The organism is Streptomyces noursei ATCC 11455, from assembly GCF_001704275.1.
GTDB lineage: Bacteria > Actinomycetota > Actinomycetes > Streptomycetales > Streptomycetaceae > Streptomyces > Streptomyces noursei.
Genome location: NZ_CP011533.1, coordinates 368,013 through 391,483 on the forward strand (window position 1 = coordinate 368,013; position 23,471 = coordinate 391,483).

The 23,471-nt window shown below is 72.7% G+C and carries 5 protein-coding genes and 1 pseudogene; all 6 read left to right on the top strand.

All coding sequences use genetic code 11. The features are described from left to right. Positions 1 to 301: 301 nt before the first annotated feature. The 6 genes and pseudogenes from SNOUR_RS01630 to SNOUR_RS01655 all read left to right on the top strand — a co-directional run bounded on the left by SNOUR_RS01630 (position 302) and on the right by SNOUR_RS01655 (position 23,391). Positions 302 to 1,534, top strand: a complete 1,233-nt coding sequence (locus SNOUR_RS01630) for a cytochrome P450 (RefSeq protein WP_312631628.1) — start codon at positions 302 to 304, stop codon at positions 1,532 to 1,534. A 377-nt stretch (positions 1,535 to 1,911) separates the two neighbouring features. Next, positions 1,912 to 11,481 carry an SDR family NAD(P)-dependent oxidoreductase gene (locus SNOUR_RS44420; RefSeq protein WP_376738491.1) on the top strand — a complete coding sequence of 3,190 codons (9,570 nt, stop codon included), beginning with the start codon at positions 1,912 to 1,914 and terminating at the stop codon, positions 11,479 to 11,481. 3 nt (positions 11,482 to 11,484) lie between these two features. Next, on the top strand, positions 11,485 to 12,747 hold the full coding sequence (locus tag SNOUR_RS01640) for a cytochrome P450 (RefSeq protein ID WP_067343193.1): 1,263 nt from the start codon (positions 11,485 to 11,487) through the stop codon (positions 12,745 to 12,747). Between the two features lie 111 nt (positions 12,748 to 12,858). Then, a pseudogene (locus SNOUR_RS01645) lies at positions 12,859 to 18,339 on the top strand (type I polyketide synthase); the annotation flags it as partial. Then, the gene (locus tag SNOUR_RS01650) at positions 18,332 to 22,171 is read left to right on the top strand and encodes a type I polyketide synthase (protein ID WP_079142050.1); all 3,840 of its coding nucleotides are present in this window, start codon (positions 18,332 to 18,334) and stop codon (positions 22,169 to 22,171) included. The pseudogene SNOUR_RS01645 and the gene SNOUR_RS01650, both read left to right, overlap by 8 nt. Continuing rightward, positions 22,168 to 23,391, top strand: coding sequence for a cytochrome P450 (locus tag SNOUR_RS01655; RefSeq protein WP_067343200.1), 1,224 nt, complete (start codon positions 22,168 to 22,170; stop codon positions 23,389 to 23,391). The genes SNOUR_RS01650 and SNOUR_RS01655 overlap by 4 nt, the downstream gene beginning before the upstream one ends. Positions 23,392 to 23,471 lie beyond the last annotated feature (80 nt).

Genomic DNA, 23,471 nt, shown 5'->3' on the forward strand with positions numbered 1-23,471 from the left:
CATCGCGCTGTGGACCACAGCCGCGACAGGATCGCCGACGGGGTCGAAATACTGTGGGAACCGTGGCGATTCACCCTCCTGCCCGGGCGGTTCACAGCAGGTTGGCACGGCGGTCGCTTGCCAGTCGAGGAACCGGGCGTAGACATCCAGAGGCCCGCGCAACACGCCTTCCGCCGCCCCCAAAAAGATCAGCATCGGCACAGTCACGGCTTCCCCCGGGCGATACGGACGGAAGGCTGACTTCCGACCTCAACGGGACTCTACGGAAATTCGGGTATCACCGGTCATACGGTCGTCCTCGATGTCCGAAGGAGTCGAGGTGGTGACCATGCACGACCAGAGCCCGCTGCGAGCCGAGACTTGGCCGATGTCTCGGACCTGCCCCTTCTCCCTGCCACCGGAATACGCCAGCCTGCGCGAGCACCCCGGCCTGCCCAGGCTGACGGGCCCGAGCGGACGCACCGTGTTCGTTGCCGCACGACATGAAGACGTCCGCGCTGTGCTCGGCGACGCCCGGTTCAGCTCCGACCGCTCGCACCCGGACTTCCCGTGGATGCGCGTCGGCGAGACCGTGTTCCCCGGCTTCAGGCCCTCGCTGATCGAGATGGACCCACCCGAGCACGGCCCCGCTCGTCGTGCGGTCGCCAGCGAGTTCACCATCCACCGCATGCGAGAACTGCGCCCCAAGGTCCAGTGCATCGTCGACGGTCTGCTCGACGATGTGCTGGCCGGCGTCAAGCCCGCCAACCTGGTGTCCGCGCTGGCCGTGCCGATGTCCGGTCTGGTGCTGTGCGAGCTGCTCGGCATCCCGACCAGTGACCGGCAGGAGTTCACCACCAACACCACGGTGCTGACGGCCCACGACTCCGCTGATGCGGATCGCGCCGAGTCCTTCCGCTCTCTGATCGCGTATTTCGACGCGCTGTGCGCCACCAAGATGACCGAGCGGCCCGAGGACCTGCTGGGCAGGCTGGCGGGCCACCAGCTCTTCAGCGGTGCCGAGAGCCGCTGGGCCATGGTCGAACTGTGCATACTCCTGGTCGTCGCGGGCCTGGAGACCACCGCCACGACGACCGCACTCGGGATCCTGGCTCTCCTCGAACACCCCGACCAGCTCGCCCTCCTCACCGCCGACCCGGGCCTCACCCCGGCGGCGGTGGAGGAACTGCTGAGGTTCTTCTCCGTCGCCGAGCTGTCCCTGATGCGCCGCGCCACGGCGGACGTCGAGATCGGCGGCACTCTGGTACGGACGGGTGAGGGGGTCGTCGCCCTGTCCGCCGCCGCCAACCGCGACCCCGCGGCCTTCGCCGACCCGGACACGTTCGATGTCACCAGGGACAATCGCAGGCACCTGGCTTTTGGCTCGGGACCGCACCAGTGCCTCGGCAAGAATCTGGCCCGGATGGAGCTGCGCATCGTCCTCGACACTCTGTTCCGGCGCATCCCCACTCTCCGCCTGGCCACGCCACGCGACGAACTGCGCTACGTCAACGGCTCCACGTTCTCGGTATCGGCGCTCCCGGTCACTTGGTGATGGAGACAAAAGGCGCCGGCCGTCAGCGGGTAGGGACGAGTCGTCCCGCTGCCCGGTAATCAAGCGACACCACTGGTCGAATTCGTGGCCTGTGGTTTTGGCCGTTCTCCGCGGCTGGCCCGGCGACGATCAAAGGGAGTGCTCGCCTGGGGATGCCCTGTGCGGCGGAATGGTTGCCTCACTTTTGGCGGGTAGCAGAATTCGGCGAGATCCACCACGTATCACAGTAGTGATAGAAATTCTTGACAACAGGTGGAAGTTTCTAGCGGAAGCCCCAGATTTTAGTCGGTTGCAAATGTTGTGCGGAATGAGTCTGGGCGCCAACCATGTTGATGCACCTCGATTTGTCGGCGTTTGGTTAGATGGTCGCGAGTTCGGTGAATGATTTTGCGTCCATGGCAGCCGACAAAGTCCAAACTGCTCTGGGAGGGCACCGGATGCCGGGCGAACCGATTGCGATTGTGGGAATGGCGTGCCGCTATCCGGGCGGAATAGTCGGCCCGGAAGGGCTCTGGCGGGTGGCCAGGGACGGGATCGACGCGATCGGCGAGTTACCGGACGACCGGGGCTGGGACCTGGCGGCCCTCTACGATCCCGACCCGGACCGGCCCGGTACCTCCTACGTCCGGCACGGCGGGTTCCTCTACGACGCCGGCCATTTCGACGCCGAGTTCTTCGGGCTCTCCGCCCGCGAGGCGTTGACCACCGATCCGCAGCAGCGCCTCCTGCTCACGACGGCGTGGGAGGCACTGGAGAACGCGGCCATCGATCCCACCTCGCTGCGGGGCAGCCGCACGGCCGTGTTCGCCGGCTCGATGATGCACGACTACGCGCCCCGGGTGCATACCGTCCCGGACGGGCTGGAGGGGTACCTGATCACCGGGAACACCTCCAGCGTGGTGTCCGGCCGAGTGGCCTACGTACTCGGTCTCAGCGGCCCCGCGGTCACGGTGGACACCGGCTGTTCCTCGTCGTTGGTGACCACTCATCTCGCGGTGCAGTCGCTGCGTCTCGGCGAGTGTGACCTGGCCCTGTCCGGCGGGGTCACGGTGATGGCGACCCCGGAGATGTTCGTGGAGTTCTCGCGGCTGCGGGGCCTCGCCCCGGACGGCCGGTGCAAGCCGTTCTCCAAGACTGCGGACGGTACGGCCTGGTCCGAGGGCGTCGGAATGCTGGTGCTGGAACGGCTCTCCGACGCCCTGCGCCATGGGCACACCGTGCACGCGCTGGTGCGCGGCACCGCGGTCAACTCGGACGGGGCCTCCAACGGGCTCTCCGCACCCAGCGGGCCGGCTCAGGAACGGGTGTTGCGGGCGGCGCTGGCCGACGCCGGACTGTCCGAAGCGGACGTCGACGCGGTGGAGGCGCACGGCACGGGCACCACGCTCGGCGACCCGATCGAGGCACGGGCGCTGCTGGCGGTGCACGGCCCGCAGCGGGCGCGCTCGCTGCTGGTGGGGTCGGTCAAGTCGAACATCGGGCACACGCAGGCCGCTGCCGGGGTGGCGGGCGTCATGAAGATGGTGCACGCCATGCGCGACGGCGTGCTGCCGCGCATCCTGCACCTGACCGAGCCCAGCCCGCACGTGGACTGGGAGTCCGGCAGGGTCACCCCGCTCGCGGAGGACACGCCGTGGCCGGAGACCGGACTCCCGCGCCGGGCCGGGGTGTCCTCGTTCGGCATCAGCGGCACCAACTCCCACGTGATCCTGGAACAGGCGCCGGAACCCGCGCCCGCCGCGACACCGGAACCGGCGTCCGCAGTACCGCTGCTGCTGTCCGCACGGTCGGCGGAGGCGCTGCGGGAGCAGGCCGGCCGGCTGGCCGAGCGGCTCCGCCCGGACCGGGTCGGCCTGCTGGACGCCGGATTGACGCTGGCGACCGGCCGGGCCAGGTTCGAGCACCGGGCCGCCGTCCTCGGCCGGGACCGGGACTCGTTAGTGCACGGGCTGGACGCGCTCGCCGAGGGCGGTTCGGCACCGGGCACGGTCGTCGGGTCACCCTGCCGGGACACCAGTCCGGTGCTGTTGTTCCCCGGCCAGGGCACGCAGTGGACCGGGATGGCCACGGAACTGCTGGAGTCCAGCCCGGTCTTCGCCGGGCACATGGCGGCCTGTCAGGACGCGATGGCGCCGTACGTGGACTGGAACCTGGGCGACGTGCTCACCGACGCGGACGCGCTGCTCCGGGTGGACGTGGTGCAGCCCGCGCTGTGGGCGGTCATGGTGTCGCTGGCCGAACTCTGGCGGGCACACGGGGTGCGGCCGGCCGCGGTGGTGGGCCACTCCCAGGGCGAGATCGCGGCCGCGACCGTGGCCGGCGCGCTGTCCCTGGACGACGGGGCGCGGATCGTCACGCTGCGCAGCCGAGCATTGCGGGCGCTCTCCGGTACGGGCCGGATGCTGTCGGTGGGGCTGCCGAGAGCGGCGGTCGAAGAGGCGATGGCCCGCTGGGGCGAGGATCTCTCGGTGGCCGCGGTCAACGGGCCGCGCGCGACGGTGGTCTCGGGCGCCGTCCAGGCGGTCGAAGAGTTCGCCGCCGCACTGGTCGCCGAGGACAAACGGGCGAGGCTGTTGCCGGTCGACTACGCCTCGCATTCGGCGCAGGTCGAACTGCTGCGTGCCGAGCTGCGCGAACTGCTGGCGCCGGTGACTCCGATGGCGGCCGAGATTCCCTTCCACTCGACCGTGACCGGCGGCCTGGTGGACACCACCGGGCTGGACGCGGACTACTGGTACCGCAACCTGCGCGCCACGGTCGAGTTCGAGGCGACGGTGCGCGGGCTGGTCGCCGCCGGGCACACCACGTTCCTGGAGTCGAGCCCGCATCCGGTGCTCGCCGGCGGCGTGCGGCAGATCCTCGAAAACCACCAGGAGGACCACGACGGGGGCGGCGTGGTGCTGGAGACCCTGAAACGGGACGACGGTGGTGCCGACCGCTTCCTGCTGGCGGTGGCCGAGGCAGCCGTGCACGGCGTGGACGTGCACTGGAACGGGCTGTTCGACGACGCCCGGAGTGTGGAGCTGCCGACCTACCCGTTCCGCGAGCAGCGGTACTGGATGCTGCCCACCGCCGCCTCCGGGCCCGTCACCGGGCATCCGATGCTGGACTCTGTGGTCCAGCTCGCCGGCGGTGGCCTGGTCGCCACCTGTCGGCTCTCTCTCACCCGGCACCCCTGGCTGGCCGAGCACGAGGTGCGCGGCACCGTGCTGCTGCCCGGGGCCGCGTTCGTCGAACTGGCGCTGCACGCGGGTGAGCGGGCAGGGCTGCCGGTGCTGGACGAACTGGTGCTGGAGAGCCCGCTGGTGCTGCCCGAGCGGGGCGAGACCGAGTTGCAGATCGCGATCGGCGAGACGGATCCGGGCACGCTGGCGATGTACGCCCGGTCCGCGCCGGACGCGCCGTGGACCCGGTACGCGACGGGGACGCTCCGGGCCGCGGAGTCCGGCGGCGCGACCCTGACGGAGTGGCCGCCGCCCGGTGCCGAGGAGATCGACCTCGACGGCGAGTACGCACAGCTCGACGAGCGAGGTTATGAGTACGGGCCGGCCTTCCAGGGGTTGCGGCGGGCCTGGCGGCTCGGTGCGGAGCGCTGGGCCGAGGTCGAGCTGCCGGTCGATCCCGGGCGGTTCGGCCTGCACCCGGCCCTGCTCGACGCCGCATTGCACCCGCTGCTGCTGGATGCCGGGGACGCGCCGGTGAGGTTGCCGTTCTCCTGGAGCGGGGTCGCACTCCACGCGGTCGGGGCCACGGCATTGCGGGTGCGGCTGACTCCGCAGGGCAACGACTCGTTCGCCGTGGCGCTCGCCGACGCGGCGGGGGAAGCGGTGGCCACGATCAGCGCGCTCGCGCTCCGGCCCGTGGGGCCCGTGCGGTCGGGGGCGGCGGGCGTGGACCGGGCGCTGCACCGGCTGGACTGGGTGCCGGTTGCACGGCGGTCCACCCCGGCGATCGTGGACGCGCCGATCGTGGACGTGGCCGGGCCCGAGGAAGCACTGGCGCGGGTCCGCGAGTTTCTGGGCACCGACGACGAGAAGGCGACGGACGGGCCCCTGATCGTGCGGACCCGCGGTGCGGTCGCGATCGCCCCGGAGGACGATCAGGACCCCGACGCCGCGGCGGTCTGGGGCCTGGTCCGCACGGCACGCACCGAACATCCCGGCCGGTTCGTGCTGGTCGACCTGGACCGCCCCGGCGACCCCGAGGACGCCGACTCCGCCCTGGAGCTGGCGTTGGGCACCGGTGAGCCGGAGATCGCCGTCCGGGGCGGGCGGGCGTTCGCGCCGCGGCTGGCCCGGGTGACGCGGACCGGGGACCGGCCCGACCTCGCCGGAGGAACGGTGTTGATCACCGGCGGGACCGGCGTACTCGGCCGGGAGTTGGCCCGGCACCTGGTCACCGAACACGGGGTGCGGCACCTGGTGTTGGCGGGGCGGCGGGGCGGCGCGGCGGCGCTCGAGTCCGGTCTCGAGGACCTGACCGGCACCGCCGAGATCACGGTCGTGGCATGCGACGTCGCCGACCGGGCCGCCCTCGCCGAGCTGCTGGCGGCGATCCCCGCGCACCGCCCGCTGACCGCGGTGATCCACGCCGCCGGGGTGCTGGACGACGGCACGGTGCGCTCCCTCACCGCCGAACGGCTCAACGCGGTGCTGCGACCGAAAGTCGAGGGTGCGCGCAACCTGCACGAACTGACCGAACACCTCGACCTGGCCGCGTTCGTGCTTTTCTCCTCCGTAGCCGGTGTCCTCGGCACGCCGGGGCAGGCGAATTACGCGGCCGCCAACGCGTGGCTGGACGGGCTGGCGCAGCACCGCCGTTCGCGGGGACTGCCCGCTTCGTCGATGGCGTGGGGACTTTGGGCGCAGGACACCGGCATGACCGGGCGGCTGGGCGACACCGACCGGGCTCGGCTGCGGCGGACCGGCCTCGTGCCGATGTCCCGCGAACACGGGCTCGCACTGTTCGACGCGGCGCTGGGCACCGACCTGGCGTGCACCGTACCCGCCCGTTTCGACCTGGCCAACGTGCGTGCGGCAGGCCCGGAGCGGGCTCCGGTGTGGGCCGGGCTGCTCGGCGTCCGGCGGAGCGCGGCCCGGCCGGCCGCCGTGGCCGCAGCGCCCGTGTTGGTCTCCGGTGGCGAGCGGTCGGTGCTCGATCTCGTGCTGGCCACGGTGGGCTCCGTGCTCGGCGTGGAGCGCCGGGTGGACCCGGCACGGGCGTTCCGCGACATCGGCTTCGACTCGCTGTCCGGGGTGGAGCTGCGCAACCGGCTCACCGCCGCGACCGGGGTGCGGCTCCCCGCGACCGCGGTGTTCGACCACCCCACCCCCACGGCCCTGGCCGGGTACCTGTCCGGGCAGCTCCCCGACGCGATACCCGGCGGCCGGACACCGCTCGCCGGGCCCGGCCCGCACGACATGGACGACCCGGTGGTGCTGGTCGGCGCGAGCTGCCGCTTTCCCGGCGGGGTGTCCACCATGGACGAGCTGTGGACGCTGCTGGCCGCCGGGCGGGACGCGATCACCGAGTTCCCGGCAGATCGCGGCTGGAACCTGGACGAGGTCTACCACCCGGAGCCGGGCCGTGGCGGGCGCAGCTACGTGCGGCACGGCGGCTTCCTGGACGGGATCGCCGAGTTCGACAACGGCTTCTTCGGCGTCGCCCCGGCCGAGGCGGTCTCGATGGACCCGCAGCAGCGCATCCTGCTGGAACTGGTCTGGCACGCGCTGGAAGACGCCGGGATCGACCCGACCGCGTTGCGGGGCACCCGCACCGGTGTCTACCTCGGGCTGATGGGCAACGACTACGCGCGCCGCGCGCACCGGACGCCCGAGGACCTCACCGGCGACGTTTCGATCGGCAACGCGGGCAGCGTCGCGTCGGGGCGGCTGGCCTACACGTTCGGCTTCCACGGCCCGGCGATCACGGTGGACACGGCGTGTTCCTCCGCGCTCGTGGCGATGCACCAGGCCGCGCAGGCGCTGCGGGCCGGTGAGTGCACCGTCGCGCTGGCGGGTGGCATCACGGTGCTCACCACGCCGACGCTGTTCGTGGAGTTCTCCCAGGTGGGGGTGCTCGCCCCGGACGGCCGGTGCAAACCCTTCGACGCGGCCGCGGAGGGCACCGCGTGGAGCGAGGGCGCCGGCCTGCTCGTGATGGAGCGGCTTTCCACCGCGCGCGAACGGGGCCACCGGGTGCTCGCCGTGCTGCGCGGCTCGGCACTCAACTCCGACGGCGCGTCCAACGGGCTGACCGCGCCGAACGGATCGGCCCAGCAGCGGGTGATCCGGGACGCGCTGGCCGTCGCGGGCCTGGCGCCCGGCGAGGTGGACGCGGTGGAGGCGCACGGCACCGGCACCCCACTCGGCGACCCGATCGAGGCCACCGCGCTGCTGGCGACCTACGGGCAGGACCGGGCGCGGCCCGTACTGGTCGGTTCCGCGAAGTCCAACCTCGGGCACACCCAGGCCGCGGCGGGCGTGGCGGGTGTGCTCAAGATGGTGCTGGCCATGCGGCACGGCCGGTTGCCCTCGACCCTGCACTTGAATGTCCCGAGCCCGCACGTGAACTGGGACGACGGCGCGGTGCGGTTGCTGGACGAGCCGATGGACTGGCCGCGCGCGGGCCGTCCGCGCCGGGCGGCGGTGTCCTCGTTCAGCCTCAGCGGCACCAACGCGCACGTGATCCTGGAGGAACCCGAGCCCCAGCCCGAACCGGAGCCGGCGACCGCCGCGGCTCCGCCGCTGATCCCGTGGGTGCTCTCCGCGGCCACCCCGGAGGCGCTGCCCGCGCAGGCCGAGGCCCTGCTCCGCCGACTGACCGACGAGGACGGGAACGGCGCGCCGTCCGCGCTGGACGTGGCGTACTCGCTGGCCACCACGCGGGCCCGGCTGCGTGCCCGCACCGTCGTGCTCGGCACGGACACCGGCGAGCTGACCGCCGCGCTGCGAGCCGGGACCGGCAGTACCGGAGTGGCGGCCGACGGCGCGACCGCGTTCCTGTTCCCCGGCCAGGGCGTGCAGTACGCGGACATGGCCACGTCGCTCCGAGACCGGATACCGGTGTTCGCGGCGGCCCTCCAGGAGATCGCCGCCGAGCTGGACCCGCTGCTGGACCGGCCGCTCGCCGAGATCCTCCGGGACGGACCCGGTGAACGCACCGACCATGCGCAGGCCGCGGTGTTCGCGGTTCAGGTGGCGGTGTTCCGGCTGCTCACCACGATGGGGGTGCGGCCGGACGCGGTGGCCGGGCACTCGGTCGGCGAACTCGCCGCAGCGCACGCCGCGGGCGTGTTCTCGCTGGCCGACGCCTGCGCACTGGTGGCCGCGCGCGGGCGGCTGATGCGCGAACTCGGTGGCGAGGGCGCGATGGTGGCGGTCCGGGTACCGGAAACCGATGTGCCGGAACTGCTGCGCGGCCGCGAGGACCGGGTGGCGCTGGCCGCGGTGAACGGGCCCGCCTCGGTGGTGCTCGCCGGGGACGCGGACGCGGTGCGGGAGATCTCGCAGCGGGTGGCACACGCGCACCACCTGGCGGTGCGGCACGCGTTCCACTCCCACCACATGGACCCGGTTCTGGACCCCTTGCGGGAGGTGCTGGCCGGACTGGAGTTCCGGACACCGGTGATTCCGTTCGTGTCCTCGGTGACCGGCGCACCGGTCACCGAAGAGCTTCGTGACCCGGAGTACTGGGTCCGGCATGCGCGGGAACCGGTGCGCTTCCACGACTGCCTGCGCGCTCTGGACGCGGCGGGCACCAGCACCTACCTGGAGCTGGGACCGGGCGCGACGCTCAGCGCGCTCGGCCAGGAGGCGCTGGGCGGGGACGGTTTCCTGCCGGTGCTACGGCAGGACGCCGACGAAGTGCACGGCCTGCTGACGGCGTTGGCGACCGCGCACACCCGGGGGGTCGACGTGGACTGGGCGGCCTGGTGCGCGGGCGGGCGGGCGGTGCCGCTGCCCGGCTACGCGTTCACCCGGCAGCGGTTCTGGCTGCCCGACGACGACGGGGCCCCCGCCGACCCTCTGCTGCACGGTGTCGAGTGGCCGCTGCTGCCCGTCCCCGGACCGGTCGCCGACGCGCCGGGGCCGTGGCTGGTGGTGGCCCCGCCGGGCGCGGACTGGGACCGGCTCACCGAGGACGTGGCGGGCGTGCTGGGCGAAGGGACCCGCACCGTGCGCGGCGACGCCGTGGACGGCGAGCACTGGGACCGGCTGCTGCCCGACCTGCCGGGCGGCGGCATCGTGTCCCTCCTGGCGATGGCCGAGGGCTCGGACACGTCGCGGGTGCCGACCGGCCTGGCCGCCACCGTGGCGCTGCTGCGGGCGCTGCTGTCCAGAGGCGCGGATACGCCCGTGTGGTCGATCACCAGCGGCGCCGTGCGGGCCGACGCGGCGGACACCGTGCCGAATCCCGAGCAGGCCGCCGTGTGCGGGTTGGTCCGGGTCGCGGGCATGGAAGCGCCCCGGCTGCACGGTGGCCTGGTGGACCTGCCGCTGCGACCGGCCGTGGAGGATCTGGCCGCGCTGCCCGCCGCGCTGGCTGCCAGAGACGAGATCGCGATCCGGGACGGGCGGCTGCACGCCAGGCGACTGGTCCCGGTGCCCCGCACCGAACCCGCCACGACGGAGCCCCTCGGCACCGTGCTGATCACCGGGGGGCTGGGCGGCATCGGGGCGCACGTCGCCCGCCGGCTGGCGGCCCGGGGCGCGGAACGCCTGCTGCTGGTCGGCCGCCGGGGCGTGGACACCCCTGGCGCGACGGAACTGCGCGCCGAACTCACCGCGCTGGGTACCGAGGTCGAAATCGCCGGCTGCGACGTGGCGGACCGCGAGGCGCTGGCCGGGCTGCTCGCCGGGCGGTCGCTCACCGGTGTGGTGCACGCCGCCGGGGTGCTCGACGACGGGGTGCTGGAGGCGCTGTCCGAGGCCCGGCTGGCGCGTGTGTTCGCGGCGAAGGCGGATGGCGCGCGGTTCCTGCACGAGCTGACCGCCGGCCATCCGTTGCGCTTCTTCGTGTTGTGCTCCTCGCTGGCCGGCACCGCAGGCTCGCCGGGGCAGGGCAACTACGCCGCGGCCAACGCCGTCGTGGAAGCGCTGGCAGCCCATCGGCAGGCGGGCGGCCTGCCCGCGACGAGCCTGGCTTGGGGCCCCTGGCTGGACACCGGGATGACCACGTCCTGGCCTGTCGACTCGCGGTCGGACAGCGGCGCCACGCCGATGCCCGCCGACCGGGCGCTGGACGCGCTGGAGCGGGCACTGTCCGGCGGTGCGGCGCAGTACGCCGTCGGTGCCGTGGACTGGCCGCGGTTCGCCGCCGCACGGCCGGGGCGCCTGTGCTCCGGACTGCCGGGTGTGGGCGCGGACACCGGGCCCGAACCCGCGAACGCGTTGCGGGAACAGCTGGCGGCCACCGCGCCGCAGCGGCGGTCGTCGGTGCTGCTGGAGCTGGTCACCGCCCGGGTCGCCGTCGTTTCCGGCCGGCCGGCCGGAGACCTGGACGCGCACCGGCCGTTCCAGGAGCTGGGCCTGGACTCGCTGGCCGGGGTCCGGCTGCGCAACCTGCTCGGCGCGGACACCGGAGTGCCGCTGGCGGCCTCCGCGGTCTACGACCATCCCACCGCCGCCGCACTGGCCCGGTACCTCGGCGACGCGCTCGGTGTCGACGAGGGCGACCAGGCCGAGCGGGTCGTGCTGGACCGCCTCAGGGAGCTGGAGGCGGCCCTGCTGCGGCGGTCTCCGTCCGCGCCCGTCCCCGAGGTGATCACTACGACACTGCGGCGACTGCTGCGCAGCCAGGAAGACGGCACCGCCGATGAGCGGGCCGCGGTGCCCGACCTGAGCGGCGCCACGGACGACGAGATGTTCACGCTGATCGACGGAGTGCTCGACGACGCGAAATCGGACATCGGTCGCACCGCCGGCCGTGTCACGGAGAGGAGCTAGCCCATGTCAGTGCCAAGCCGCCCACCGACCACCGTGCTTGACAACCCGCTGCACGCCCTGCTCGACCGGGAGGTGCTCACGAACCCCTACCCGTTGTTCGAGCGGTGGCGAGAGCAAGGTCCGATGTGGACGTCGGACGGTTCCCTGTTGCTGAGCGACCACGACAGCTGTCTGGCGGTGCTCAAGAGCCACACGACCATGGGCAGTGACACGTTCAACGCGCCGGGGATGCGGGAACTCTTCGGCGACCGCGGCGACGAGCCGGTGCTCAACTCGATCTTCTTCATGGACGATCCCGGCCACGGGCGGCAGCGGAACCTCGTCAGCAAGGCGTTCACGCCACGGATCACCGCGCGCTTCGAGCCGTGGATTCGCGAGATCGTGGACGAACTGCTCCGCGACTGCCTGGCCGACGGCGAGTTCGACGGCGTGCAGGACCTGGCCTCGGTGCTCTCGCTGCGGGTCATCGCGACTCTCCTGGGCATCCCGCGCGAGGACATCCCGATGCTGCGGGAGTGGTCCAGCGACATGGCGCTGTCCACGGAGCTGCCCACGCTGGTGGCCAGCTTCCACTCCGCCGCGATGTTCGACCGCGAGGAACTCGTCCGCATCATCCGCACCACCACCGAACTGCACGGCTACTTCGCGAACCTCATCCACAAGCGCCGCCGCAACCCCGGCGAGGACCTCATCTCCAGCCTGCTCGCCACGCAGGAGGACGGGCGCGGGCTGAGCCGACGTGAGGTGACGAACGTCGTGGTGACCGTGTTCACCGCGGCCCACGAGTCCACCACGAACCTGATCACCAACGGCCTGCTCGCGATGTCGCGCCACCCGGAGCAGTTCCAACTGCTCCGCCAGGACCCGGCGATCGTCGGCGACGTGGTCAGCGAGGCGCTGCGCTACGACTGCCCGATCATGCTGACCGGCCGTGTCGCGCTGCGGTCCGACCGGATCAACGGCCTCGACATCCCCGAGGGCTCGGTGGTCACCCTGGTCCTCGCGTCCGGGAACCGGGACGAGCGGGTGCACCCGCGGGCGGGCCAGTTCATCGCGGACCGGAAGCCGTCCGTGATGAACCTCGCCTTCGGCGCCGGCGCGCACTTCTGCCTCGGCAGCAGCCTGGCCCGGTTGGAGGCGGAGATCGTGTTCGGTGAGCTGGCTCGCCGGCTGCGCGGCTTCCACGTGCACGAGGACTCACTGAGCTATCGCAGGCACGTGGTCGTCCGCGGTCTCGAGACCGAACGGATCACCTTCCAACTCTGACCCGCCATCCGTCGCAGGGAGTCGTTCATGTCCGATGAAGTCAGCACGCTACGGCAATATCTGAAAAGGGTCACCACCGATCTGTTACGCACCCGGGAGGAGTTGCGTGACGCGACCGAGCAGTCCGCCGAGCCGATCGCGGTGGTCGGCATGTCGTGCCGGCTGCCCGGCGACGTGGCCTCGCCCGCCCAGCTGTGGGACCTGGTGGCTGCGGGCACGGACGCCATTTCGGCTTTCCCCGGGGACCGGCACTGGCCGATCGAGGAGCTCTACGACGCCGATCCGGAGTCCCAGCAGGCGCGGCGGTCCTACGTGCGCGAGGGCGGATTCCTCGGCGGGGCGGGCGATTTCGACCCCGCGTTCTTCGGGATTTCCCCGCGCGAGGCGCTGGTGATGGACCCGCAGCAGCGGTTGGTGCTGGAGCTGGCCTGGGAGGCATTGGAGTCCGCGGGCATCCTGCCGGACTCGCTGGTGGGCGAGCGGGCCGGGGTCTTCGTCGGCGCGTCCAGCAACGACTACGAGATGCTCTGGCAAGGCACCGACCAGTTCTCCCAGTACGGCATCACCGGCAACACCATGAGCGTGATCTCGGGCCGGATCAGCTACGCCTTGGGCTTCCACGGCCCGGCCCTCACCGTGGACACCGCCTGCTCGTCCTCCCTGGTTGCCACCCACCTCGCGATGCGGGCCCTGCGCGCCGGCGAGTGCCCGATCGCGCTGGCGGGCGGTGTGACGGTGCTGAGCACTCCGGAGACGTTCGTCGAGTTCTGCGGCCAGGGCGTGACCTCCCGGGACGCTCGGATCAAGGCGTTCGCGGCCGGGGCGAACGGCTCGATCTGGGCCGAGGGGGCGGGTCTCCTGGTACTGGAGCGGCTGTCCGACGCGCGGCGGCACGGCCATCAGGTGCTCGCGGTGCTGCGCGGCTCGGCGGTCAACTCCGACGGCACCAGCAACGGGCTCTCCGCACCCAACGGCACCGCCCAGCAGGAGGTGATCCGTACCGCGCTCGCCGACGCCGGACTGTCCACCCAGGACGTCGACGTGGTCGAGGCGCACGGCACCGGCACCCCGCTCGGCGACCCGGTGGAGGGCACCGCGCTGGTAGCGACCTATGGCCGGAACCGGCCGCCCGGCCAGCCGCTGCTGCTGGGCTCGCTGAAGTCCAACATCGGGCATACCCAGGCCGCGGCCGGCGTGGCCGGCATCATCAAGATGATCATGGCGATGCGGCACGGTCTCGCGCCGAAGACGCTGCACGTGGACAGCCCCACCCCGAAGGTGGACTGGGGAGTGGACGGGGTCAGCGTGCTCGCCGACGCGATGCCCTGGCCGGAGACCGGTCGAGCGCGCCGCGCCGCCGTCTCCTCCTTCGGGATCAGCGGCACCAACGCCCATGTCGTGCTGGAACAGCACGTCGAGCCGGAGGCCCCGGAGCCCGACGTGCCGTCCGCCGGTCTGGTGTGGACGGTGTCGGGCCGGACCGAGGACGCGCTGCGCGCCCAGGCGACCCGGCTGCTGGCCTTCGCCGAGTCCGACGACGCTCCCTCCGCCGAGGGGCTGGCACACGCATTGGCCACCCGCCGCACCCACTTCCGCCACCGGCTGGCAGTGCCCGGCCGGGACCGGGCCGAACTCATCTCCGCGCTGCGCGGCCACCTCGACACCGGCCGGGTCCCCGACGTGGCGGTGGGCGCTGCGGCCGGCGGCGGGCTGTGCGTGCTGTTCACCGGCCAGGGCGCGCAGCGGCCCGGCATGGGGCGGCAGCTCGCCGCCTCCTTTCCGGCGTTCGCCGAGGCGTTCGACGAGGTGTGCGAGCTGTTCGACCGGGAGCTGGAGAGTCCGCTGCGGACCGTGCTGGAGAGCGAACCGGACCTGCTCGACCGCACCGACTACGCCCAGGCCGCCCTGTTCGCGGTGGAGGTCGCGCTGTTCCGGCTGATGCACTCCTGGGGTGTGCGCCCGGACCTGCTGCTGGGACATTCGATCGGGGAGATCAGCGCGGCGCACGTGGCCGGGGTGTGGTCGCTGCCGGACGCGGTCCGGCTGGTGGCCGCCAGAGGCCGCCTGATGGCCGCGTTGCCCAAGGGCGGCGCGATGCTGTCCGTGCAGGGCACCGAGCAGGAGTTGGCCCCCTGGCTGGCGGGGCGCGCGCAGCGGGTGTCCGTCGCGGCGGTGAACGCCTCGGACACGGTGGTCATCTCCGGTGCGGACGAAGACATCACGGAACTGGAGGCCGACTGGGCGGGACGGGGACGGCGGACCCGGCGGCTGCGGGTCAGCCACGCGTTCCACTCGCCGCTGATGGAGCCGATGCTGGCCGAATTCGGCACCGTTGTGGCCGGGTTGACGGCGCACGAACCGGAAATCCCGGTGATATCCAACCTCACCGGCGAGCTGGCCACGTCGGAGCAGTTGCGCTCGCCGGAGTACTGGACCGCGCACGTCCGGCAGGCGGTGCGGTTCCACGACGGGCTGCGCACCGCACGCGAGGCCGGTGCACGCGTCCTGCTCGAACTGGGACCGGGCGCGGTGCTTTCCGCGCTGGCCGGGCGGGATGCCGGGCCGGACGAGGCGAGGGTGCCCACCCTGCGCGGGGCCGATCGTGACGAGACCAAGGACGTGCTGCTCGCCCTCGGCGCGCTGCACACGCAAGGCGTGGAGGTGGACTGGCCCGCCGCGCTGCCCGCCGCGCCCGCCAGGACGGCGGACCTGCCCGCCTACGCGTTCCAGCACGAGAGGTACTGGCTGGTGCCCGACGGGAACGGGCTGAACCTGCGTTCCAGCGGGCTGCTCTCGGTGGGCCACCCGCTGCTGGGCGCCATGCTGTCCGCGGCCGAGGGCGACGGCGTGCTGCTCACCGGCAGGCTGTCCTTGCAGTCGCACTCCTGGCTGGGGGGCCACCGGGTGCGCGGCATGCCCCTGCTGGCCGGCACCGGCTTCGTGGAACTGGCACTGGCCGCGGGCGAGCACGTCGGCTGCGACCTGCTCGAACAGCTGACCGTCGAGGCACCGCTGATCCTGCCGGAGCACGGCGGGGTATCGGTGCAGGTGGTGGTGGGCAACACCGAGGAGACCGGCCGCCGCCCGGTGCGGGTGTACTCCCGGCCGGAGGGCGTGGGCCAGGCCGAGCCGGGCCCATGGCGGTCACACGCCTTCGGCTACCTGGGCATCCGCACCGCGACGCCGGACACGACCCTCGCGCACTGGCCGCCGGGGGACGTGCGGGAGATCCCGGTCGCGGACGTCTACGACGAGGTGGTGGAGGGCAGGCACTTCCGCTACGAGGGCGCGTTCCGAGGTCTGCGGACCCTCTGGCAACGCGACCACCCCGACGGGAGCTCGGAGATGTTCGCCGAGGTCGCCCTGCCCGCCGAAGCGGCGGGGGACGCGAAGCGCTACAGCCTGCATCCGGCGCTGCTGGACGCGGCACTGCACGCGGTCGGTCTCGGCCCGCAACTGGACGGGATCGACCAGGGCAGCGGCTCGATGCCGTTCTCGTGGTCGGGGCTGTCGCTGTTCCGGGCCGGAGCCTCGATGGTGCGGGTGCACGCCACCGGCGGGAACGGTGACGTGGCGATCACGCTGGCGGACGAGACCGGTGCCACCGTGGCCACGGTGGACTCCCTGGTGTTCCGGCCGCTGCCCGCCGATGAGTCCTACCTGCTGGGACCGGCCGAGGACGGCGCGGAACTGCTCGCACAGGACTGGGTGCCCGTGCGCCGGCCCTCCACAGTGGACGATGCCGGTGGGTGGCACGATCCTGGGATCGGTCGGCTCGACCTCGCGACGCTGGCGGACGCGGAGGACCCGGTGCCGCCGGTGGTGGTGCTACGCCCGTCCCGTCCCGCCGGGGACGACGTCACCGCACGGGTCCGCGCCGCGCTCACCGAGCTGACCGGGCACCTGCGAGTGTGGCTCACCGACCAGCGGTTCGCCGGTTCGCTGCTGGTGGTCCGCACCGAGCGCGCGCTCGGCGTGCGTGCGGACGACGAACCCGACCTGGCACTGTCCGCGGCCTACGGGCTGGCTCGCTCGGCACAGAACGAGTACCCGGGTCGCCTCCTGCTGGTCGACGTCGACGAACCGACCGACACCGCGTTGCGCGACGCGGTCGCCGCCGCCTCCGCGGCCCGTGAGCCCCAGGTGGCGCTGCGCGCGGGCGAGCTGCTGGTGCCCCGGCTGCACCGCGACGACGGTCCGGCGGAGAGCGACGGCGGCTCGGCCGCCCGCACGCCCGATCCCGACGGCACCGTGCTGATCACCGGTGGACTCGGGTCGCTGGGCCGCTCGCTGGCCCGGCACCTGGCAAGCCGGGGCGCCCGCAGACTGATGCTCCTCTCGCGCCGTGGCGCGGAGAGCCCCGGCGCCGCGGAACTGGTCGCCGAACTCGGCGAGCTCGGCGCGCACGTCGAGCTGGCGCGCGGCGACGTCGCCCGGCGGGACGACGTGGCCCGGGTGCTGGCCGAGGTGCCCGCGGCACACCCGCTCACCGCCGTGGTCCATGCGGCCGGTGTGCTGGACGACGGCATGGTGGAGTCGCTGACCGATCGGCAAGTGGAGAACGTGCTGGCGCCGAAGGTCGACGGAGCCTGGCACCTGCACGAGTTGACCCGGGAACTCGATCTCGTCGGGTTCACGTGTTTCTCCTCCGCCGCCGGCGTGTTCGGCACCGCGGGCCAGGGGGCTTACGCCGCGGCGAACGCCTTCCTGGACGCGCTCATGAACCAGCGGGCCGCCGCCGGGCTCCCGGCCCGCTCGCTGGGCTGGGGCCTGTGGGCGCCGGACAGCGGGACCAGCACGACCGACGGGATGGGCGGCGGACTGGGCGCCGCGGACCGGGCCCGCATGGACCGCACCGGGATCCGCGCGCTGACCGTCGAGCAGGGCCTGGCCCTCTGGGACACCGCGACCGGCTCGGGCAGGGTCCACCTGGTGCCCATCGGGCTGGATCTGGTCACCGTGGCCGGTCTGGGAGAGGAGGGCATTCCGCCGTTGCTGCGCGATCTGGTCCGCCCGACCCGCCGGCGCTCCGCGCGGTCCGCCGCGCCCGCCGAGTCCCCGGCGGACCTGGCCCGCAGGCTGAGCAGGCTGAGCCCCACCGAACGGAACCGACAGGCCCTCAACCTGGTGCTCGGGCACATCGCGGCCGTGCTCGGCTACCCGTCCGCGGACGGGGTGCCCGCGGACGGTCCGTTCGGAGACCTCGGATTCGACTCGCTGAGCTCGGTCGAGCTGCGCAACCGGCTCAACGCCGCCACGGGTCTGAACCTGCCGGCCACATTGGTGTTCGACCACCCCACTCCGGCCATCCTCGCGGCGCACCTCGGTACGGAGATCGCGCCGGATGCCGCCGGCGCGGAGGAACTGGCGGACGGCCCCGCCGAGCGCGACCCTGATCAACTCTCCGGACTCGCGCAGGCGGTCGAGGAGGCGCTGGCCGGCGAGCACGCGCAGCGCGACGCGCTGCGCGGACAACTGCGGGCGGCGCTGCGCGCGCTGGACGGCGAGCCGGGGCTCGGGGTGGACGAGCTGAGCTCGGCCTCCGTGGACCAGCTCTACGCCTTCGTGGACCGGGAACTCGGCGATGCGTGAACCAGCAGCCGGGGCCGACCGGCCGACCGGAGAGGAATCGAAAGCCGTGGGCGAGGATCCGAAGCTCGTCAAGTACTTCCAGCGGGTCACCGCGGAACTCCAGCGCACCCGGGAGCGGTTGCGGGAGCTGGAGAACCCCGTCGACGACCCGGTGGCCGTGGTCGGCATGGGCTGCCGGTTCGGCGGTGGGGTCGGCTCGCCGGAGGAACTGTGGGAACTGCTCGCCGCCGAGCGGGACGTGATCACCGAGTTCCCGGCTGACCGCGGCTGGACCGAAGACCAGATCTACCACCCGGAACCGGGCACGCCGGGCCGCTCCTACGTCCGGCACGGTGCCTTCCTCGACGACGCGGCCGACTTTGATTCCGAGTTCTTCGGCATTTCGCCGCGCGAGGCGCTCGGCATGGACCCGCAGCAGCGGATCGCGCTGGAGGTCAGCTGGCAGGCGCTGGAGTCCGCCGGTATCGATCCGGCTGGGCTGCGCGGCAGCCGCACCGGCGTGTTCCTCGGACTGTCCAACGCGGACTACGCCACGGCGGTCCGCGAGATGCCCGAGGACATGCTGGGCCAGCTCTCCACCGGCAACGCGGGCAGCGTGACCTCCGGTCGGCTGGCCTATGTGTTCGGCCTGCAGGGGCCCGTCCTCACGGTGGACACCGCCTGTTCCTCGTCCCTGGTCGGGATCCACCTGGCCGTGCGGTCGCTGCGCACGGGCGAGTGCACCCTGGCGCTCGCGGGCGGGGTGACCGTCCTGTCCAGCCCGCTGCTGTTCATCGACTACGCCCGGCAACGCGCCTTGGCGCCGGACGGGCGGTGCAAGCCCTTCTCCTCGGCCGCCGACGGCACCGCGTGGGGCGAGGGTGCCGGGATGCTGGTGCTGGAGAAGCTTTCCGACGCACGTCGCAACCACCACCCGGTACTCGCGCTGCTGCGCGGATCGGCGATCAACTCCGATGGCACCTCCTCCGGGCTGACCGCCCCGAACGGAACCGCGCAGCAGCAGGTGATCGCCGACGCGCTCGCTTCGGCCGGCCTGTCGCCCGCGGACGTCGACGCGGTGGAGGCGCACGGCACGGGTACCGCGCTCGGCGACCCGATCGAGGCGCAGGCGCTGTTGGCCGGGTACGGCCGCCACCGCGGCGACCGGCCGCCGCTGCTGGTCGGCGCGGTGAAGTCGAACCTCGCCCACACCCAGGCCGCAGCCGGAGTCGCCGGCGTGGTGAAGATGGTGCTGGCCATGCGGCACAGCACGCTGCCCAGGACCCTGCACATCGGCACGGCGACCCCCCGGGTCGACTGGGCGCAGGGCGGGGTCGAACTGCTCACCAGCGCGGTCCCGTGGCCGCGCGACGGGCGTCCCCGGCGGGCGGGCGTGTCCGCGTTCGGAGTCGGCGGCACCAATGCGCACGTGATCCTGGAGGACCCAGGGCCCGCCCCGGACACCGAGCCCGGCGACCGGACCGTCCCGCCACTGCTGGCCTGGACCCTGTCGGGCAGGACCGAACAGGCGCTGTCCGCGCAGGCGGCCGCGCTGCACGAGTACCTCGACCGGGCGCGCCCGGATCTGCTGGACCTGTCGTGGTCGCTGGCCACCACCCGGGCGCACCTGCCGCACCGCGCGGTGGTGTTCGGCTCCCGCCCGGCCGACCTCGCCGCGGGCCTGACCGCGCTGAGCACGGGCCGGAACGACACCGGGAGCGCCGCGGTGGTGGTCTCCGGCACCGCCGTGCGGAACGGCACCACCGCGTTCCTGTACCCACACGAGTGCACCCCGGCCGTGGTGCGCGCGTTGGCCGCGCAGTACGCCGAGGCCGAGCCGTTCGCCGAGCACCTCTCCGCATGTGCGGCCACGCTGGCCGGGCTGGTCGGCTGGTCTCTGACGGACGTGCTTCGCGGTGACCCGGACGTGCCACCACTGGAGCGGCCGGACGTGTTGGCCCCGGCCACGCTGGCCGTGCTGACCGGCGTGACACGAGTGTGGTGCGCGTCCGGGGTGCGCCCGGCGGCGTTGGCGGGACACGGATCCGGCCGGCTGGCCGCGTCCTGGGCGGTCGGATGGCTGTCCCTGTCCTCGGCGCTGCGGATCGCGGCCGGGTGTCCCGCGGGCGTTGAACCCGACGTCGTGGATGTCCCGCCCCCCGCACCCGGTGTGCCGGTGCTGTGCGGGGACACCGGCCGTTGGCTGCGGGACCGTCCGGCCGAGGACGACTACCGCACGGCGCCGGCTGCCGAATCCGGCCTGGCTGCCCGCGAGCTGCGGGCCGACGGTCATCGACTGCTGCTCGTGTTCGGTGGGGACACCGCGGGCATGACCGCCGCGCTGTCCGACGGTCCCGCCGTGCTGGCCGTGCCGGAGGAGACGGAGAGCGCGGTGACCGGTCCAGCGGCGCTCGTGCGCGCGCTGGGCCGCGCGTACGTGATGGGCGCGGCGGTGGACTGGCGTGTCGTCCTGGCCGGCGCCGGTGCCCGGCGTATCCCGTTGCCCGGCTACGCTTTCCAGCGCAGCCGGTACTGGATCGAGCGCCAGTGGTCCATGCCGCTGCTGATCTCCGACGACCCCGGGACGCGCGAGCCCGATCGGCGCTCGCCCGCGGCTCTGCTGTGGGCACTGCACGAGCAGGAGCGCAACGGCCACGTCGAGACGCTGGTTCGTGAGAGCCTGAACCGGGCGCTGGGCAACGGACCGGACGACCAGGTCGACGCCGACGCCACGTTCCGCGATCTCGGGATGGACTCGCTGGGCGCGGAGGAGCTGCGCGATCGACTCACCACCGGTGCCGGTGTGGAGATCGAACTCGCCGACGTGCTGAACTATCCCACGGTGGTCGATCTCACCGAGCGCGTGCTGGAAAAGCTGGCCGCCCGCGCCGAGGAGGGCACGCTCGACGAGATCGTGGGGACCGCCCGGTCCGGGAACGAGGTCCCGGAATCCGGCACCAGGCCGGTGGACCCGGCGCCCGAGAACGCCGACGAAGGCGACGGCAGCCTGGCCTCGTTCTACATCCGGGCGATCCGCACCGGCCGGATCAACGTCGCCCTCCGCCTGGCCCGCGCGGCCTCCGAGACCCGCGACACGTTCGACCAGGACGATCCGCGCGATCTCGCCGAACTGCGCAAGGTGGGGGCGGGCGCGGGTGGCCCCACGATCGTCGGCCTCACCCCGCCGATCTTCCCCAACCTGGACCTGCCCTACTCCTACCTGCACGCCGGGCTGGACCCCGCGTGCGACGTGTGGTCGCTGTGGTCGCCCGGATTCGCGGGTGAGGCTCCGCTGCCCGCCGACCGTGCCGCCCTGATGCGGATGCTGGCGAAACCGCTGCGCCGTGAGCTGGCCGGCACCCCGTTGATCATCGCTGGCTACTCCTCGGGCGGTTGGCTGGCGCACGACCTGGCCGCGCACCTGGAGCAGACCGGCGTCCCCGTCACCGCGCTGCTCCTGCTGGACTCGTACCTGCCGGAGGAGGAGATGGACCAGACCGAGACCCGCAGCGAGTTCATGCGCGAGCAGATCCGGCGACGTGACCTCATGGGCATGTCGCTCGACCGTCCGGACCGGACGGTGACCACCAGCGGCCAGATCGCGGCGATGGGCGGGTACAGCAGGATCTTCAGCGGATGGCGGCCCGGCCCTCTGGAGGCGCCGATCCTGCACCTGCTCGCCAGCGAGGTCGTCGCGGGTATGCCCACCAGCTCGGAGGACCACCCGTTCCCGGCCGAACTGGCGCACCGCGTGCGCAGGCTGCCCGGCGATCACTTCACCATCCTGTCCCAGCACGCCGACCTGATCTCAGCGAACCTGCACGACTGGCTGACGGAGGTGCAGCCCGCATGACGACCTTTCCCGATCTTCCCGACGCCGCAGAGGCACTGGAGCGCTTCCCCTTCGACGACGGCCGCGGCATCGAGGTCAACGAGCGGTTCCGAGAGCTGCGGCAGCGCAAGGGGCTGCTCCGGGTGCGGCTCGCCTACGGTGAACCCACCTGGCTGGTCACCCGCTACGCGGACGTCCGGCTGGTGCTGGGCGATGCGCGGTTCAGCCGCGCGATGTCGGTCGGCCGGGACTTCCCGCGCCAGGAAGAAGCGACGGACGTCGCCGGGCTGATGACCCTGGATGCCCCCGAACACACCCGGCTGCGCAAGCTGTTGCTCAAAGCCCTCAGCAGATCCCGTATGGAAGCGCAGCGCCCGGCGGTGCACGCGGCGGCGGACGATGCGCTGTCGTCGGCGATGAACGCCGGGCAGGGCATGGACATCGTGGTGGACTACGCGAAGCAGATCGGCGTGCTGTCCTTCTGCGACCTGCTCGGCGTGCCGGCCTCGGACCGGGTGGCGGTCGAGTCGACCTGCGCGGCGCTGCTCCCCGACAGCGGCGTCGGCCCCGAGGACAGGATGCGGCGGTTCGGTGCCCTGCGTACCTGCACCGAGCAGCTCATCGCCGAGCGTCGGGCCCGCCCCCGCGACGACCTGATGTCGGCGATGATCCAGGCCCGGGACGAGGAGGACCGGCTCACCGACACCGAGCTGATCGACCTGGTCTTCACCCTGCTGCTGGCCAGTTTCGAGACGATCATCACCCAGATTCCGAACTGCGTCTACGTTCTCACGCGGGGCAACCGTGCGCTCTGGAACCGGCTGCGTGCGAATCCGGCCGGGCTGCCGGCGGCGGTCGAGGAGCTGCTGCGCAACAACGCCTCCGCCGGTGCCGGCATGTTCGTCCGCTATGCGCGGGAGGATGTCAACGTCGGCGGCACGCTGGTGCGCGCGGGCGAAGCCCTGACCGTCGTCAACGAGTCGGCCAACCACGACCCGGCCCGATTCGAGGACCCCGACGTGATCGACTTCACCCGGCCACCCGGTGGACACCTCACTTTCGGTCATGGCCCGCACCACTGCGCCGGCGCCCAGCTCGGGCGCATCGACCTCCAGGAGGGACTGCGGGTGCTGCTCACCAGGACCCCGGAGCTGACCGTCCGCGACATCACGTGGAGGGAACGGCCGCACATCCGGGGGGCGGTGGCGATGCGCGTGACCTGGCAGGGCGGCCCGGAATGACCGCCACCAGCCACCTGTCCTGCAACGACGACGAGGACAAGGAAACCCACCGCTACATCGGGCTGGCGCGTGTCTCTTTG